Origin of the sequence: Algorimicrobium algoritergicola (genome assembly GCF_008086165.1) — a bacterium.
GTDB lineage: Bacteria > Bacteroidota > Bacteroidia > Flavobacteriales > Flavobacteriaceae > Algorimicrobium > Algorimicrobium algoritergicola.
In genome coordinates, this window is sequence record NZ_VSKL01000002.1 from 172,753 (window position 1) to 189,264 (window position 16,512).

13 protein-coding genes and 2 pseudogenes are annotated in these 16,512 nt (G+C 36.4%); all 15 read left to right on the forward strand.

Going from position 1 to position 16,512, the window contains the following annotated elements:
* Nucleotides 1-26: 26 nt before the first annotated feature.
* Entirely contained in the window at nt 27-2,360 is a 2,334-nt protein-coding gene (locus ES675_RS06765; RefSeq protein WP_066249844.1) for a multicopper oxidase domain-containing protein, read from the forward strand.
* A 50-nt stretch (nt 2,361-2,410) separates the two neighbouring features.
* Nucleotides 2,411-3,013, forward strand: coding sequence for a DUF3347 domain-containing protein (locus ES675_RS06770; RefSeq protein WP_026814616.1), 603 nt, complete (start codon nt 2,411-2,413; stop codon nt 3,011-3,013).
* On the forward strand, nt 3,014-3,466 hold the full coding sequence (locus ES675_RS06775) for a heme-binding domain-containing protein (RefSeq protein ID WP_066249847.1): 453 nt from the start codon (nt 3,014-3,016) through the stop codon (nt 3,464-3,466). It begins immediately after the preceding gene.
* 36 nt (nt 3,467-3,502) lie between these two features.
* Nucleotides 3,503-3,982, forward strand: a complete 480-nt coding sequence (locus tag ES675_RS06780; RefSeq protein WP_394349080.1) for a DUF3347 domain-containing protein — start codon at nt 3,503-3,505, stop codon at nt 3,980-3,982.
* Nucleotides 3,983-4,717: 735 nt separating this feature from the next.
* A complete protein-coding gene (locus tag ES675_RS16600; RefSeq protein WP_231931266.1) occupies nt 4,718-5,083 on the forward strand; it encodes a DUF2911 domain-containing protein in 366 nt (121 codons plus the stop codon).
* Nucleotide 5,084: 1 nt separating this feature from the next.
* Nucleotides 5,085-5,348: pseudogene (locus ES675_RS06790) on the forward strand (hypothetical protein); the annotation flags it as partial.
* A 106-nt stretch (nt 5,349-5,454) separates the two neighbouring features.
* Nucleotides 5,455-5,937, forward strand: coding sequence for a DUF305 domain-containing protein (locus tag ES675_RS06795; RefSeq protein WP_066249859.1), 483 nt, complete (start codon nt 5,455-5,457; stop codon nt 5,935-5,937).
* Between the two features lie 11 nt (nt 5,938-5,948).
* Entirely contained in the window at nt 5,949-7,748 is a 1,800-nt protein-coding gene (locus ES675_RS06800; RefSeq protein WP_066249862.1) for an efflux RND transporter periplasmic adaptor subunit, read from the forward strand.
* Between the two features lie 262 nt (nt 7,749-8,010).
* Entirely contained in the window at nt 8,011-8,577 is a 567-nt protein-coding gene (locus tag ES675_RS06805; RefSeq protein ID WP_066249866.1) for a helix-turn-helix domain-containing protein, read from the forward strand.
* 125 nt (nt 8,578-8,702) lie between these two features.
* The gene (locus tag ES675_RS06810; RefSeq protein ID WP_066249869.1) at nt 8,703-9,074 is read left to right on the forward strand and encodes an ArsR/SmtB family transcription factor; all 372 of its coding nucleotides are present in this window, start codon (nt 8,703-8,705) and stop codon (nt 9,072-9,074) included.
* A gap of 11 nt (nt 9,075-9,085) precedes the next feature.
* A complete protein-coding gene (gene merTP / locus ES675_RS06815; RefSeq protein ID WP_066249872.1) occupies nt 9,086-9,697 on the forward strand; it encodes a mercuric transport protein MerTP in 612 nt (203 codons plus the stop codon).
* The gene (merA, locus tag ES675_RS06820; RefSeq protein ID WP_066249875.1) at nt 9,690-11,369 is read left to right on the forward strand and encodes a mercury(II) reductase; all 1,680 of its coding nucleotides are present in this window, start codon (nt 9,690-9,692) and stop codon (nt 11,367-11,369) included. The genes merTP and merA overlap by 8 nt, the downstream gene beginning before the upstream one ends.
* Before the next feature lie 26 nt (nt 11,370-11,395).
* A pseudogene (locus tag ES675_RS16710) lies at nt 11,396-11,521 on the forward strand (GDCCVxC domain-containing (seleno)protein); the annotation flags it as partial.
* A 77-nt stretch (nt 11,522-11,598) separates the two neighbouring features.
* Entirely contained in the window at nt 11,599-11,970 is a 372-nt protein-coding gene (locus ES675_RS06825; RefSeq protein WP_066249878.1) for a hypothetical protein, read from the forward strand.
* 117 nt (nt 11,971-12,087) lie between these two features.
* Nucleotides 12,088-16,503, forward strand: a complete 4,416-nt coding sequence (locus ES675_RS06830; RefSeq protein WP_066249882.1) for a CusA/CzcA family heavy metal efflux RND transporter — start codon at nt 12,088-12,090, stop codon at nt 16,501-16,503.
* Nucleotides 16,504-16,512: the final 9 nt, after the last annotated feature.

Consider the following 16,512-nt stretch of genomic DNA (forward strand, 5'->3'; position numbering starts at 1 on the left):
TTATTAAAATTGAGAAAACTAAAAATATGAAAGCAATACACTATTCAATTCTATTCCTATTAATTGGCTGTCCAGCACTGTTTGCACAGTCTGTTGAAGGCAATATTGATAATTTGCCAGTAAAGGAATATACGTTAACCCTCAAAGAAGAAATGGTTAACAAAGCAGGAACAGAAGTAAAAGGGATGACCGTTAATGGTACAATCCCAGGGCCAACACTTGAATTTACCGAAGGCGAATATGCGGTTATTTACGTGAAAAACGAAATGAGCGTTGAAACTTCGGTGCATTGGCACGGAATCCTTTTACCGAATTTTTACGATGGTGTTCCTTATTTGACTACACCGCCTATAAAGCCCGGAACTACTTTTAAATATGAGTTTGCCATTAAGCAAAATGGAACGTATTGGTATCACTCGCACACAATGCTACAGGAACAAAGTGGTGTTTTCGGCTCCATTGTCATCCATCCAAAAGAAGAAAGTTTCGAATACGACAAAGATTTAGTGTTGATATTGTCCGACTGGACAAATGAAAAACCAATGAATGTGCTACGAAACCTAAAGCGAGGCAATGAGTGGTATCAAATGAAGAAAGGTACATCTACACCTTTAAATCAAGTGGTTGCAAGAGGTGCCTTTGGCGCACAATTAGATTTCTGGCGTCAACGGATGGAAGGTGCCGACATTGCCGATATTTATTATCCTGCATTTTTAGTCAATGGTAAAGAGATTGCAGAATATCCTGAATTTCAACCGGGTGAAAAAGTAAGGTTACGTATTATCAACGGAGCTGCCTCTTCACAATTCTGGATGACCTTTGGTGGTCAAGCACCAACAATGGTTTCAGCTGACGGAAAAGACATTGTTCCTGTAAAGCGTAGCAAAACATTTATTGCTATTGCAGAAGCCTACGATTTTATTATAACTATTCCTGAAAATGGTAAAATTGAGTTGCGTTCAATGGCGCAAGATGGCTCTGGCAATTCCTTGGCATACATTGGTAATGGCGAAATTCTACCTGCAGAAATTCTTCCGAGACCTGACAAAATCCAAATGATGCAGGAAATGGCCAAAATGAAAATGAAAATGGGTGCTCACGCGCTAAAATTTCAGCCAGGTAAAGACGAACGTTTTGAGATGAAAGAAGAATATGGCATGCAGATGGATGATATGAAGGGGATGGAAGTGAACGGTAAGATGAAAATGGATCATTCTAATATGAAAAATGATAAAATGGCGAATGATATGAAGATGGATTCTACAATGACCCATATGGATCATTCTAAAATGGAAAATAGTGATATGAAAATGGATAATAAAGAATCAAACACTATGGAGGGAATGGATATGTTTTCAGAATACAACTATGATTATTTGAAGTCCCCAGAAAAGACAACCTATGCAAAAGGCACACCAGTTAATGAAATCTTGTTGAACCTCACAGGGAATATGAACCGATATATATGGAGTATGAATGGTGTTCCCTTGTCTGAAACTGATAAGATAAAGATAAAGGGAAATCAAGTTACAAGAATCACTCTAAACAACCTTACAATGATGCATCATCCTATGCATTTACACGGTCACTTTTTTAGAGTTATTAATAAAAATGGAGAATACTCGCCCTTAAAACATACCGTAAATGTTCCGCCAATGGAAGAAATAACTATCGAGTTTTATGGGGATGAATATGGAGACTGGTTTTTCCATTGTCATATTTTATATCATATGATGGGTGGTATGGCTAGAGTAATGAGTTACGATACACCTAGAGATACTAGAATGGAAGCCTATCCCGTTTCAAAATTGATTAAAGAAACAGATTTATGGTATTCTTGGGGAATGGTTGATGTAGCTTCACATATGACTGGTGCAACATTTATGACGTCCAATATTAGAAACCAGTTTACGCTTTCGGCGGAATATGGATGGAACGAAAACCTTGAAGCAGAATTTACATATGAACGCTATTTACACGATTATTTACGTGTTTTTGGTGGTGTAAATGTTGAAAATGAAGGAGCCGATAGTTTGGATGAAATCAATACAACCGCTATTGCAGGAATTAGGTATTTAACCCCATTTCTGTTTAGTCTAGATGTTCGTATGGATAGTAAGTTACGTCCACAAATTAGTTTGAGTCGTGCGATAACTATTTTTCCAAGAACGGTTCTTTTTGGAGTTTATGAGTATCAAGCAGATTTTGGATGGGTAGATGAATTACCACTAGGTGATAGCTTTAAGAAAGAAGTCGTCTGGAGTGCAGGAATTGAATATTTATTATCTAGAAATTTTTCAATTATAGGTAGTTATGACAATCGCTTTGGAGCAGGTGGTGGACTATCTGCACGTTTTTAATAAAACAAAATAAATCACAATTAATATTAATAATCAAAATCAAATACAAAATGAGCAAATTAAAAACAACATTAGGTATCGTTGCGATAGCATTCATAACCTTAACAGCAGTGTCTTGTAAAGACAACAACAAAGAACAAAATAACACTGATGTAGACCATTCCGAAATGAATCACGATAATAGTGATGGTCACCACGATAGTGAAAAAAAAGACATGGCAATGAGTGGAGATGGTAATTCAGAAGTCATATTAAACGATTATTTCAATCTTAAAGATGCATTGGTTGCCGATGATAATGCTAAAGCCAAAGAACTTGGTGCACGCCTGGCAACAAGTTTAGGGAAGCTTGATGTTTCTAGTTATACAGATATGCAAAAGACCGATTTAAAAGATATTATTGAAGATACCGTAGAACACGCAGAACATATTTCTGAAAGTGATATAGCACACCAGCGAGAGCACTTTAAAATCTTAAGTGAAGGTGTAACGGATATGGTCGCAATTACTGGAACTAAAAACACGCTATACCAACAATTTTGCCCAATGTACGATGGTGGTAGTAATTGGTTAAGTATGAGTGAAGAAGTAAGAAACCCTTACTACGGAAGTAAAATGCTGAAATGTGGTAAGGTGCAAAAAGAAATTAACTAGATGAAGATTGTAAAAGTCATAGCATTAGTATTATTGGTAGGGTTTGTGGGGATACAATTTATTCCCACAGAACGCAATCAAAACGATACAGTACCCAAAACTGATTTTATGTTAGTCCATAATGTTCCTGAAAAAATTCAGCAAAAGTTACAGGTATCCTGCTATGATTGCCACAGTAATAACACGCAATACCCTTGGTATAATAAAATTCAACCCGCTGCTTGGTTTTTGGAAGACCACATCAAAGAAGGAAAGGCCGAACTTAATTTTAGTGAATGGGATTCGCTTTCAAGCCGAAGAAAATCAAGTAAACTTCGGTCAATTATAAAACAGATAGAAAGCGGAGAAATGCCTTTGGATTCTTACACTTTAATACATAGTGAGGCAATATATTCAAAAGCTGAAGAAGAGGAATTAATCAATTTTATTTCAAAATTAAAAGATAGTTTATAAACAATAATTAAATATAGAAAAATGAAAAATTTAAAAATGAGCATAGCAGCAATGCTATTGTTAGTCGTTTCTTTTGCAAATGCACAAATTAGTGACGTAAAAGCAGAGGCGGTTTTAAGTGATTACTTCAATTTAAAAGATGCTTTAGTAGGAGATGACACTAAAAAAGCAGCACAAACAGGCACTAAACTGGTAGCTTCTCTAAAAGCATTTGATATGAGTGGTTATACAAAAGAACAGCAAGAAGAGCTGGCCGATATCATAGAAGATGCTACGGAACACGCAGAACATATTTCTGAAAGTGCCATAGACCATCAACGCGAGCACTTCAAGACGTTGAGCAAAGATATGACAGATATGGTGGCTATTACCGGCACAAAAACCACCTTGTACGAACAGTTTTGCCCAATGTATGATAAGGGTAGTGCTTGGTTAAGTACCAGTAAGGAGATTAGAAACCCGTATTACGGGAGTAGAATGCTGAAATGTGGAAAAGTTCAAAAAACTATTCAATAGATAATTCCTTGTAAAAATCTTCTCGATATTCTGGTTTATTAGTTAGCAGAAAGTTGTAAGATAATAAGGATATCAGAATAGTTAAGACCTGTCTTGGGAAGGAAAATAGTTAGTGTTAAAACCTTCCCGTGTCAGGCACAATAAATTTTGAAAAAGAAAAGTTGATTTGGTTAATAGCAGCCTGAACATGGGAGAGAGATTAAATCCTTTAATATAAAGTCTCTCTTCCTATGTCAGGTATTTAAAAACTTATGATGAAGAGAAGTTTAGTGAAGAATGCTTGGTTTTGAGGGGTAAACATTTTGGTTGGTTTATTAAAGTTTATCTCTCACTTTCAAGTAGTACTTATAGGCTTATTACCATTGCAGGCAAACTATTGGTAATGATAGAAGTTTCCTTTAGCTTTTTGGTATTGCAAACATTAATAGAATTCACGTTGACAAATAAATTCTGAAAAATTAAAATTATGAAAATTCATTCGCCGTCACGAAATAAAAAATAAATATTAAAGATAAAACCTTATGAAACTACGTATTCCTATTAGCCTATTGTTATGCACTTTTCTTTTCGTGTCCTGTAAACAAGAAAAAAAAGAAATAATTACGGAACAACCTCAAGCTGAAACGACCTCGAAACCACCAAAGAAAGTATTAAGCCCACATACGTCTGCAATGGCGATGATAGGGGGACGCACATATCCACATCGACTATTCATCACCGGGTGTTAGGAATAGAATGATATTTGGAGGTCTATTGGCTTACGATCAAGTTTGGCAAGCTGGTGCACATATGGCGACTTGGATAGAAACCAATAAAGATTTAAACATTGAAGGAAAAGAATTGAAAGCTGGCAAATACGGATTATTTGTAATTCCTAATGAGGAAGAATGGAAAATCATTTTCAATACCAATTGGGATCAACACGGTAAAGATGAATATGACGAGAAGGATAATGTATTACAATTTAAAGTAACCCCTAAAATTTCCGAAGAAGTTCAGGAGCATTTAGAATATAAGATAACAAAGACTTCCGATGCATCAGGCACAATGAGTTTGAGTTGGGAGAGGGTCGTTATTGAATTTCCATTTGAAGTAAATTAAAATGATTAAAAGAAAGACAGCTTTTAAAATAAGAAAAACACATCGCTATTTAGGCCTTTTTATTGGCATTCAATTTTTGATGTGGACTATTGGTAGCTTGTATTTCAGTAGGACGGAAATTGATGAAATTCACGGAAACCATTTTAAGAAAGATGAACCTGAACAGATTTCTTTTAACAACTTAATGGGGATTGCTCAACTTAAAAATTTGCAATCCATTCAAACTTTAGAATTATTGGAAATTGCCAAAGAGCCTCATTATTACTGTTAATTACGGTATTAAGCGGTTTTTTACTTTGGTAAACCTTATCGCCAACCATTAGAAAAGTTTTTAAAAAGAAACAAAATAAGTAACACTAAAATCAACATAAATGGAAAATTCAAATCAACACAAAAAGAAGAATCAATACACAAAATTTGTAGGTATGCTGGCGGCATCCTTTGTTGCAATGTATATTACAATGTACCTAAACACGTATCAAATTGATCACGTTTATTTTAGTCTCACGCGGTTTTATATGAGTTGTTTGGGTATTGCAGCTATGGCCATCATAATGTTTGTGGCGATGCGAAATATGTACCAAAACAAAAAGAAGAATATAGCAATCATCTTGGGTAGTATTATTCTTTTTGCTGGCGCATTAGGTCTTGTGAGAGCCCAAGCCCCAATTATTGGAGATGTATTATGGATGAAAGCTATGATACCGCATCACTCTATTGCCATATTAACTAGTAAGCGAGCTGATATACAAGATCCAGAAGTTAAGAAATTAGCCGATGATATTATCAAAGCACAAGAAAAGGAAATTGCTGAAATGAAAGCAATGATAAAACGATTGGAAAATAACAAATAAATAAAATTAAAATGAATAAAAATATCATTTACATAGGCGTTGCGTTGATTGTTGGCTTGTTAGGCGGATTTCTTCTATTTGGTGGAGGTTCTTCGGATAAGGCAAATAATGCCAAAGACTCTCACGAACACGCAGAAGAAATTGCTGCTAAGCAAATGTGGACTTGTTCTATGCATCCACAGATTATGCAACCAGAACCAGGAGATTGTCCTATTTGTGGAATGGATTTAATTCCAGCCGAATCTGGTGCCGATGGCCTAAATGCCAATGAAATAAAAATGACAGATAACGCCATGGCGCTGGCAAATATCCAAACGTCACTTGTAGGACAAGGACAAATGGGAAATAATTCCCTGAAATTATCTGGTAAGATTAAAGCCAATGAAGAGTCAAATGCCGTACAAGTCACGTATTTTGGAGGAAGGATAGAAAAACTATACGTTAATTCTACAGGAGAGCGTGTTGGAGCAGGACAACGCTTGGCAACTATTTATTCGCCAGAATTGGTTGCGGCACAGCAAGAGCTACTTACCGCATCATCTTTGAAAGAATCGCAACCAGAATTGTATAAAGCAGTTAGAAACAAGCTCAAACTTTGGAAACTTTCAGAAAAGCAAATTAACGCTATAGAAACTGCTGGAAAAGTACAAGAGAACTTTCCAATTTTTGCAACCGTATCGGGAACGGTAACAATGAAAATGGTAGAAGAAGGGGATTATCTAAAGCAAGGTCAGCCCTTATACAAAATTGCAAATCTCAATACCGTATGGGCGGAATTTGATGCCTATGAAAACCAAATTGCTTCGTTAAAAAAAGGACAAACTATTAAAGTAACCACAAATGCGTATCGGAATGAAGTATTTGATGCAAAAGTCTCGTTTATTGACCCATTATTAAATTCTGCAACAAGAACGGTAGTTGTGAGAGCGGTTTTACAAAATAAGAAGGATCTCTTTAAACCAGGAATGTTCGTGGAAGGCATAATTGAGGGTGTGCAAACAAGCATCGAGAATACTGTTTCTGTACCATCCACTGCTGTTATGTGGACGGGAGAACGCTCTGTAGTCTATGTCAAAACGAATCCTAATGAAGCTATTTTTGAAATGAGGGAAGTTTTATTAGGCAATGCTACTGGCGATAGTTACACCATTCTTGAAGGTTTAAAGAATGGAGATGAAGTAGTAACTAACGGAACGTTTACCGTAGATGCTGCTGCACAGTTACAAGGCAAAAAAAGTATGATGAATGCATCGGGTGGTAAAACAACCACAGGTCACGAAGGACATTTGGGAATGCAAGAAGAAAGTTCTGGAGAAACTACAAATGAAGCCAATCATTCTCAAATGAAGGAAAGGATTGCCGTTTCAAACAAATTTCAGAATCAGTTAAAACAGGTTTTCGATGATTATATCCTTCTAAAAGATGCATTGGTAAATGATGATGCCAAAAATGCACAAAAAGCAGGAAAACAAATAGACCAATCCCTGAAAAAAGTAGATATGAAGTTGTTATCTGATGAAGAAGCACATAACCATTGGATGACCATTCAGAAGGAGTTAAAGACCTCTGCCAATGCCATTGAGAACAGTACGGATATTGTAATCCAAAGAGGGCATTTTAAGCATCTTTCTGCCCATATGATAAGTAGTATACAGCTTTTTGGGGTCAATGAAGAAATATATGTTCAGTTTTGTCCAATGGCAGATAATAATAAGGGTGCTTATTGGATAAGTTTAGAAAAAGAGGTGCGCAATCCTTATTATGGAGAGGCTATGAAAACCTGTGGAGAGGTAAAAGCAACATTACAATAAAATGAAATACGGATTAATCAAGTAATCTGAATAAGACCATAGAGCAATCTTGGTTTTATCACGGCGAACGATAATGAGTGAAAGCAGAAGAAATAGAAGAAAAAATGAAAGGAAGGAACATCAACCTGAAAGTGATATTTCAAAAAAAGATAAAATTATAGCTTTTCTTGTAATCGTATTGATTTTTGTTGTTGCTGCAATAGCTGCTGTTTACTATTCTCTATACAAATCTGGATCAACATTATTTTGAAAAAAGTACTATATGAATGAGATTATCCATATTAAAAATATGGTCTGCCCAAGATGTATTTCGGCGGTATCCAATATTTTGGAACAACTTGAAATACCGTATGTCTCTGTCAAACTGGGAGAGGTTAAATTGGTTTCAGCATTAAATACCCAGTCCAAAAATGGCCTTGCCAAAGCGCTTCAAAATTCAGGATTTAGTTTGATTGACGACCGTAAAAGTCAACTTATTGAACAAATGAAAACATTGGTTGTAGATAAAATCCATCATTCTTCCGAGGAGCTCGATTTCAAATGGGCAGATTATATAGGCGACAATATTCATCTTGATTATAAATATTTAAGTTCTCTATTCTCATCAGTAGAAAGTATCACGTTTGAGCAATACATTATAAATCAAAAAATTGAGCGTATAAAAGAACTCATCATTTATGATGAATTAACCTTGAGTGAAATAGCTTTTAAACTTCATTATAGTAGTGTTGCTTATTTAAGTAACCAGTTTAAAAAAGTTACAGGAATGACGCCTACCCAGTTTAAAAATTCTGTTGGTGAGAACAGGAAATTTTTGGATGAAATTTAATAGGAGTACTTTAAATAAATAATTTTATACTAATTTGAAATAATTAATACTATTTGATATTTACTATTTAAGCATTTGCTTAATTACGTAATTAATTATATATTTGCACCTGTAAAACATAACTTATGAAATTAGAAATAACCTGTACAAGGGCGGAAGCCAACCATAAGCAGTTACAAAACTGTATGGAGACATTGGATGAAATGGAAGGAAGTTTTCAAAAAATGACAAAACTTTTATCAATTGCCGGAAGCGATGTAAGATTGAAAATTCTTTATTTATTGAATTTAGAAAATGAGCTATGCCCTTGTGATTTAGCAGATATTCTAAAAATGAGTATGCCGGCAATCTCACAACATATACGCAAAATCAAAGATGCAGGAATAATCAATTCAAGACGCGATGGTCAAACGCTTTACTATTCTTTAAATAGAGATGAAACAGAGATATTTAGTAGCATTTTTAAATCAATAGAATTAATTAGAAAAACAGCATAATTTATAAAGAAATGAAAACAGAAAAAACATCAAAAAATGCAACATACACAGGTTTATTTGCTGCTGTAGCAGCATCTTCTTGTTGCATACCACCTGTTATAGCATTAATTGCTGGCGTTGGAGGAAGTGCGTCTGCACTATCTTGGATGGAACCATTTAGACCATATTTAATTGGTTTAGCTATAATCGCAATTGGCTATGCCTGGTATAATTATTTAAAACCAAAAAATGCCGATGATTGTGGTTGTGAAGTTGATGCAAAACCAAAATGGTTTCAAACCAAAGGTTTTTTAATTGGTATTACATTGTTTGCAGCAGTTTCAATTGCTTTTCCTTATTATGCTCATATTTTTTATCCTGATAATAAGAAAGAAGTGGTTATAGTCAATCAATCCATTATTCAAACATTAAATTTTGATGTTAAAGGGATGACTTGTGCATCTTGTGAAGAACACGTTAAACACGCAGTTAATGAGTTAGAAGGTATTGTAAAAATCAATGCTTCCTATGAAAAGGCAAACGCAGAAGTGAAGTTTGATAATACAAAAACGACTAAAGAGGATATAGAAAAAGCAATAAACTCAACAGGATATAAAGTAATTAATAAAGAAAAAGATGAGTAATAAAATAATAAATTTAAACATCAACGGAATGACTTGTTCTGGGTGTTCATCACATATTGAAAAAGATTTAAACGTTAAAGACGGAATTGTAAGTAGTATTGTAAATCACGAAACAGGAGAAGGAAAATTTGTTTATGACACCAATAAAATAAGCAATCAAGATGTTATTAACGCAGTAAACAATGTAGGTAACTATTCAGTTGTTGAAGATATAAAAAAGAAAGATTGCTGTGTTACAAATACCAAAGATTATGATGAAAAGAATAAATTCGATTTAATTGTTATTGGTGGAGGTTCAGCAGCATTTTCAGCAGCTATAAAAGCCGAAGGCATTGGCTTAACAACATTAATGGTAAATGATGGATTAGATTTTGGAGGAACCTGTGTCAATGTTGGCTGTGTACCTTCTAAAAATTTGATTAGAGCTGCCGAAACAGTGTATCACGCAACACATTCTAATTTTAAAGGAATTAAACCCAAAGGTGTTGAAATTGATTTTACTCAAATTATAAAAGACAAAAAAGCATTAGTATCCACATTACAGCAACATAAATATATGGATGTGGTAAGTGATTTCAAAAACTTAACAATGCTTAAAGGTTGGGCAAAATTTGTAGATAATAAAACCATTCTTGTAGATGGAAAAGATACATACACCGCAACTAACATCATTATAGCAACAGGAGCAACAACAAACATTCCAAACATTGAAGGACTAAATAAAGTAGGCTACTTAACGAATGTATCTTTATTCGATTTAGAAGAAAAACCAAAAAGCTTAACCATAATGGGAGCTGGCTATATCGGTTTGGAAATTGCAATGGCATATAACCGCTTGGGAGTAAAGGTTCGTATCATAGAATTTACAGATAGACCATTACGTAGTCAAACCAACGATATTACAGATGTTTTAGAAACACAAATGAAAACTGAAGGGATTGAAATCCTTCCAAATTTTAGAGCCATTAAATTTGAAAAAGATGGCGACAACACTATTATTCATTGCAAATGTCCTGATGACTCTACCACTCAAATAATTGAAGAAGGCCATATTGTCGTAGCTACAGGAACAAAACCATATACATCTAAATTAGGTCTTAAGAATATTGACTTAAACCTGACAGAAAAAGGACATATTTTAGTTAACGAAAAAATGGAAACTAATATTTCCAATATTTACGCAGCAGGAGATGTTACCAATACACCAGCATTTGTGTATACAGCAGCAACCGAAGGCAGTGCAGCAGTACAAAACGCATTTTCATTATCAAAAACCATTTTGGATTATTCATCTTTACCTTGGGTAGTATTTACAGACCCTCAAATTGCAGGAGCAGGTATGGACGAATTGGAAGCAGAAAAAAAGGGAATTCCTTTTGAAGTCAGTAAACTTGATTTAATTCACGTTCCAAGAGCATTGGCAGCGCAAGATACCAGAGGGTTCATAAAACTGATGCGCAACACTGAAACCGATAAATTAATAGGCGCAAGAGTCATAGCAACAGAAGGTGGCGAACTCATCCAACAATTAAGTATGGCTATTAAATTTGGAATCACTGTAAAAGACTTGGCAGAAAGTTTTTATCCATATTTAACTTTAGGGGAAGCTGTTAAACTGGCAGCAATTACCTTTGGAAAAGATGTTTCTAAATTAAGTTGCTGTGCGAGTTAATTCAAAATAAAAGGTTTTAAAGGGAATGCCAGTTCTTTTATGAATTTGAAAACTGCGAGAAAGTATTAAAACCAAAAGAAGGAGACTGTTGTATTTATTGCTCTTTTGGAACTATACCCTGTCCACCGATTCAAGAAAATAAAAGTTGCTGATAATTTCTTTGCACAACCTGTGCATCGATTAATTTGTATATTTGTAAAACTTTATGAAAATATTCTTTTCCATATCAATGTCGCTTCTATTCTTTTTTCAGGGAATTAGCATTGATATGGATTTTTGTGGGCCAATTAAAGAAATTTCAAGCATTATTACCCATTATCAAGACCATAAAGTTTATGGAGACTCTTTCCTTGAATATGTAGTTGAAGATTACATTGACAATGATGCAAAAAATGAAGGGCATCATAATAACCCAGATAAGGAGAATACACCAGTCCATTCCCATCATCAATGTTGTCACCCTCTAGTATTAATTATTGCGAACAACAATTCGGCTTTAACCAATCAACTAAAGTTTGAAGGGAAAAAACAGTTTACCTTACATAAAGTAAACTTCACTTCCAGATATCTGGAATCGCTTTTCCAACCCCCTAAAGTATAATTCAGTTTTTTAAGGATAGCTATATCCTTACGTGATGCTTTTCAAAGTAAGCATCCCATTATAAACGCATTGCATCTAATTGCATTGCGAGGTTTAAACTGAATTAATACTTTTTCTATGATTAACAAAATCATTTCATTTTCCATTAATAACAAGTTTATTATTGGGCTCTTTATAGTGGCACTTGTAGGTACGGGCATTTGGTCTATGGCCACTATAAATCTGGGTTCTGTACCCGATATTACCAACAACCAAGTACAGGTTATTACAGTTGCCCCAAATTTAGGTACTGAAGATATTGAGCAATTTGTTACCTATCCGGTAGAATTGGCAATGGCCAATCTTCCTGATGTTATTGAGCTGCGTTCGGTGTCTCGTTTTGGGCTGTCCGTGGTTACCATTGTATTTAAGGACGAGGCAGGCACATATCTTCCCCGGCAATTAGTGCAAGAGAAATTAACCGAAGTTGCCGGAGAAATCCCCGAAGGCTTCGGCACGCCATTTATGGCCCCAATTACCACAGGTTTGGGCGAAATCTACCAATACAGCCTAAAAGTAAAGGAAGGCTACGAAGATAAATACGATGCAATGGAGCTTCGTACCATCCAAGATTGGATTGTAAAACGTCAAATGGCATTAGTCCCCGGAGTGGTCGAGGTCAATGCTTTTGGAGGTTATGTAAAACAGTATGAAGTTGCAATAAATCCTAATAAGCTGAAAAGTTTCGGTATTACAATGAACCAGGTCTTTGAAGCCTTGAAAGTCAACAATGCCAATACTGGTGGTGCTTACATTGAAAAAAACCACCAAGCCAATTTTATCCGTGGCGAAGGGCTGGCACGAAGTATTGCCGATTTGGAAAATACAGTTGTAACCACACAAAATGGAAGCCCGGTTTTAATACGTGATGTCGCCGAAAAAGTAGGCTATGGTAATCAAGTGCGTTATGGTGCGTTTACCCAAGATGGACACGAAACTGTTGGTGGACAAATTTTAATGCTGAAAGGCGAAAGCCCAGGCGACGTGATTGAAAATGTGGAGAAGCGTATTGTAGAAATTCAAAAATCCCTACCGGAAGGCGTTTATATAGCACCATTTTTAAGCCGAAGTGACCTCATTGACAGAACCACTTCTACGGTTGAAAAAAACCTAATAGAAGGTTCCCTCATTGTGATTTTTGTTTTGGTTTTGCTTTTGGGGAGTTTCCGTGGCGGATTAATTACAGCATCGGTAATCCCTTTATCATTATTGTTCGCATTTATTTTAATGAAACAATTCGGTGTGTGGGCAAATTTAATGTCCTTGGGAGCTATCGATTTTGGGATCATCGTGGATGGTGCGGTAATCATTGTGGAAGGAATGGTATTCCACATTCATCAACGGATGAAAAAAACCACAACCGCCATCAACCAAGCTGAAATGGATGAAATAGCCTATGAATCGGCAAGTACGATGATGAATTCGGCGTTTTTCGGACAGCTTATTATCCTTATTGTATTTACACCGATTCTCTTTTTGACGGGTGTAGAAGGAAAAATGTTCCGTCCAATGGCGTTTACGTTTGGATTTGCCGTTTTAGGAGCAATTATCCTTTGTCTTACTTACGTCCCAATGATTTCTGCAATGTTCCTTAAACCTACTAAAAATCAGAATAGTTGGTTTGCCAAATTTGAAAACAAGATAGATAGGTTCAGTGATAAAATAATGGCGGGCCTAAATCGAGCTTACCTTCCTTTGCTCAATTTCGCACTGCGCTTTCGGGCTGGTGTCGTGATTGGCGCAGTTGCTCTATTACTGATTGCAGGGTTTATTTTCAGCAATATGGGTGGCGAATTCATACCTAAATTTGATGAGGGAGATATTGCGTTCCAAGCTTTGATAAAACCGGGGAGCAGTCTTACAGAGTCTATTGAGGCTTCAAAAAAACTTCAAAATTTAATCAATGAATTTCCAGAAGTTAAAACGGTAGTTTCAAGAATCGGAGTAGCCGAAATCCCAACAGACCCGATGCCTATGGACATTGCCGATAGTTACATTATTCTGGAGAAAGATAAAAGCAAATGGACTTCCGCAGATAGCAAAGAAGAACTCATAGAAAAAATACAAGAAAAAATATCAGTAGTTCCCGGCGTAAATTTCGTGTTTACGCAACCTGTAGAACTTCGTTTTAATGAATTGCTTACAGGTGTTCGTGAGGACGTGGCAATTAAATTGTACGGAGAAGATTTGGGCGTGTTGGCAGACAAGGTACAGGAAATCGCTGCGGTCATCAGAACCGTTCCCGGAGCGGCTGACCTTAATGTGGAAGCAACAAGCGGTTTACCACAAATGACGGTGGTATATAACCGTGCGAAAATGGCACAATACGGTGTAACCGTTGACAAATTGAATGATTATGTGAGTGCTTCATTTTCGGGAGAACAGGCAAGTGTGATTTTTGAAGGCGAAAAACGGTTCGATGTAGTAATCCGCTTGGCAAAGGAATTTAGACAGGACATCAACAGTCTTAAAAATCTTTATATCGACCTGCCAAACGGAGCGCAAGTGCCTTTAAAGGAGGTTGCAGATATCAGCTATAAGCCAGGACCAATGCAGATTTCAAGGGACAATACCTCTCGTCGTATTTCGGTTGGGGTCAATGTTCGTGGGCGCGATGTAAAATCGATGGTCGAGGAAATTCAACAAAAATTGGAAACGGACGTGAAACTGCCACCAGGTTATTTTGTAACCTACGGAGGATCGTTTGAAAACTTGCAACGTGCTTCAGACCGATTGATGATTGTAGTGCCTATTGCACTTTTCCTAATATTTATATTACTCTATTTTGCCTTGAGCTCGTTTTCACAGTCCTTAATGATTTATATGGCAGTGCCTTTAGCAGCCATTGGTGGCGTGTTTGCCCTTTGGATAAGGGGAATGCCTTTTAGTATTTCTGCCGGAGTCGGTTTTATTGTGCTCTTTGGAGTAGCCGTTTTAAACGGTCTTGTACTGATAAACAAATTCAATGAACTAAAAGACAGTGGAATGACAGACTTAAAAAAACGAATATACGAGGCAACGCACGAACGCTTACGTCCAATTTTGCTTACGGCAACGGCGGCCATAATGGGCTTTATCCCAATGGCGATTTCTACCTCTGGCGGTGCAGAAGTGCAGCGACCATTGGCAACGGTGGTTATTGGTGGGTTGATAACAGCAACGTTCTTAACGCTTGTGGTCCTTCCAGTATTATACTATTGGCTCGAATCGAGAAAGGAACGAAAGAATTCTGATGGAGGTGTAAGCTATGTCAACAAATCAACGAACATTGTAACTGTATTATTGATGGTTGGAGGTTTGATGGCTTCTGGAACTGCGTTTGCCCAAGACATTAATCAAGATGGTACAATTCCAAAGACATTGACCATTGATGAGGCCATTGCTCTGGCAAAACAGAATTATCCATCCCTTAAAGAGAGCCAAGCTTTTATTGAACGGGAAAAAGCACTAAAGGGAACGAGTTTTGACCTTGGTAGCACCCAAGTTTTCACAGGCAAAGAAGAATATGGTAATAATCTTCCTGGAGTACAAACAACCGTTGGTGTGCAACAGGGCAATATTGATTTGCTATCCGGATTTTCAAAATCGAAGTTTTATAAGGAGCGTATTGCCTTGGGAGAAAAGTTTTATGTGGCCAGTGAACAACAATTGGTGCGTAATGTGATGCAAGCGTATGACCAAATAAATTATTATAAGGCGCAGTTGCGCTTTGCAGACCAACTGGACAGTATTTATGCCAATTTTAAGACCGCTGCCCAACTTCGGTATGATACGGGAGAAACAGGCAAATTGGAATTTATTTCAGCCTCTTCCGAATTTCAACAGATTCAAGTATTAAGGCAACAAGCCTTTGATGATATTGAAATAGCCAAACGTGCCTTAAAACAATATTTGGGAACGGATGAATCCATTGAAACGATTAGTGAACCATACAAAACATTGGATTTTATGGCGACATTAGATTCCACTTCGGTAGCGAATAACCCAATGTTGCAATATGCCTTGCAAAATGCCGAAGTAAGTAAAGCAAACGTGGGCGTTGAGAAATCACAATTCCTACCGAAATTCAGCTTATCGTATGGCAGACAGGTTGTGGATGAAGTGTCAGGCTTCAACACCTATCAGGCAGGTATTAGCATTCCGTTATGGTTTTTTCCCCAGAAGTCGAGGGTCAAGGCAGCCAAGGCAGACGCAATGGTAGCAGAGAATCAATATTTGGAACAAAAGGCGGTCACGGAAAGTCGTGTGTCGCAATTGACCAAATCCCTTGAAAAAACAAAGAAGATTTTGCAATATTACGAAGAAGGCGCACTACTCTTGGCAGAAGAACAAATTACCACCGCACAATTGGCATCTAAAGAAGGCGAAATAGATTACGTCAATTACATCACGATTCTCAATAGTGCCATCCGCATTAAACAAAACCATTTACAATACATCAATCAGTTTAACCAGCAGACCATTGATATGCAATATCAATTGGGCAATTTATAACCTTAAAAA

Coding starts and splice junctions, on each gene's coding strand:
- ES675_RS06765 (WP_066249844.1), top strand. CDS start 27: ATGAAAGCAATACACTATTCAATTCTATTCCTATTAATTGGCTGTCCA.
- ES675_RS06770 (WP_026814616.1), top strand. CDS start 2,411: ATGAGCAAATTAAAAACAACATTAGGTATCGTTGCGATAGCATTCATA.
- ES675_RS06775 (WP_066249847.1), top strand. CDS start 3,014: ATGAAGATTGTAAAAGTCATAGCATTAGTATTATTGGTAGGGTTTGTG.
- ES675_RS06780 (WP_394349080.1), top strand. CDS start 3,503: ATGAGCATAGCAGCAATGCTATTGTTAGTCGTTTCTTTTGCAAATGCA.
- ES675_RS16600 (WP_231931266.1), top strand. CDS start 4,718: ATGATATTTGGAGGTCTATTGGCTTACGATCAAGTTTGGCAAGCTGGT.
- ES675_RS06795 (WP_066249859.1), top strand. CDS start 5,455: ATGGAAAATTCAAATCAACACAAAAAGAAGAATCAATACACAAAATTT.
- ES675_RS06800 (WP_066249862.1), top strand. CDS start 5,949: ATGAATAAAAATATCATTTACATAGGCGTTGCGTTGATTGTTGGCTTG.
- ES675_RS06805 (WP_066249866.1), top strand. CDS start 8,011: ATGAATGAGATTATCCATATTAAAAATATGGTCTGCCCAAGATGTATT.
- ES675_RS06810 (WP_066249869.1), top strand. CDS start 8,703: ATGAAATTAGAAATAACCTGTACAAGGGCGGAAGCCAACCATAAGCAG.
- merTP (WP_066249872.1), top strand. CDS start 9,086: ATGAAAACAGAAAAAACATCAAAAAATGCAACATACACAGGTTTATTT.
- merA (WP_066249875.1), top strand. CDS start 9,690: ATGAGTAATAAAATAATAAATTTAAACATCAACGGAATGACTTGTTCT.
- ES675_RS06825 (WP_066249878.1), top strand. CDS start 11,599: ATGTCGCTTCTATTCTTTTTTCAGGGAATTAGCATTGATATGGATTTT.
- ES675_RS06830 (WP_066249882.1), top strand. CDS start 12,088: ATGATTAACAAAATCATTTCATTTTCCATTAATAACAAGTTTATTATT.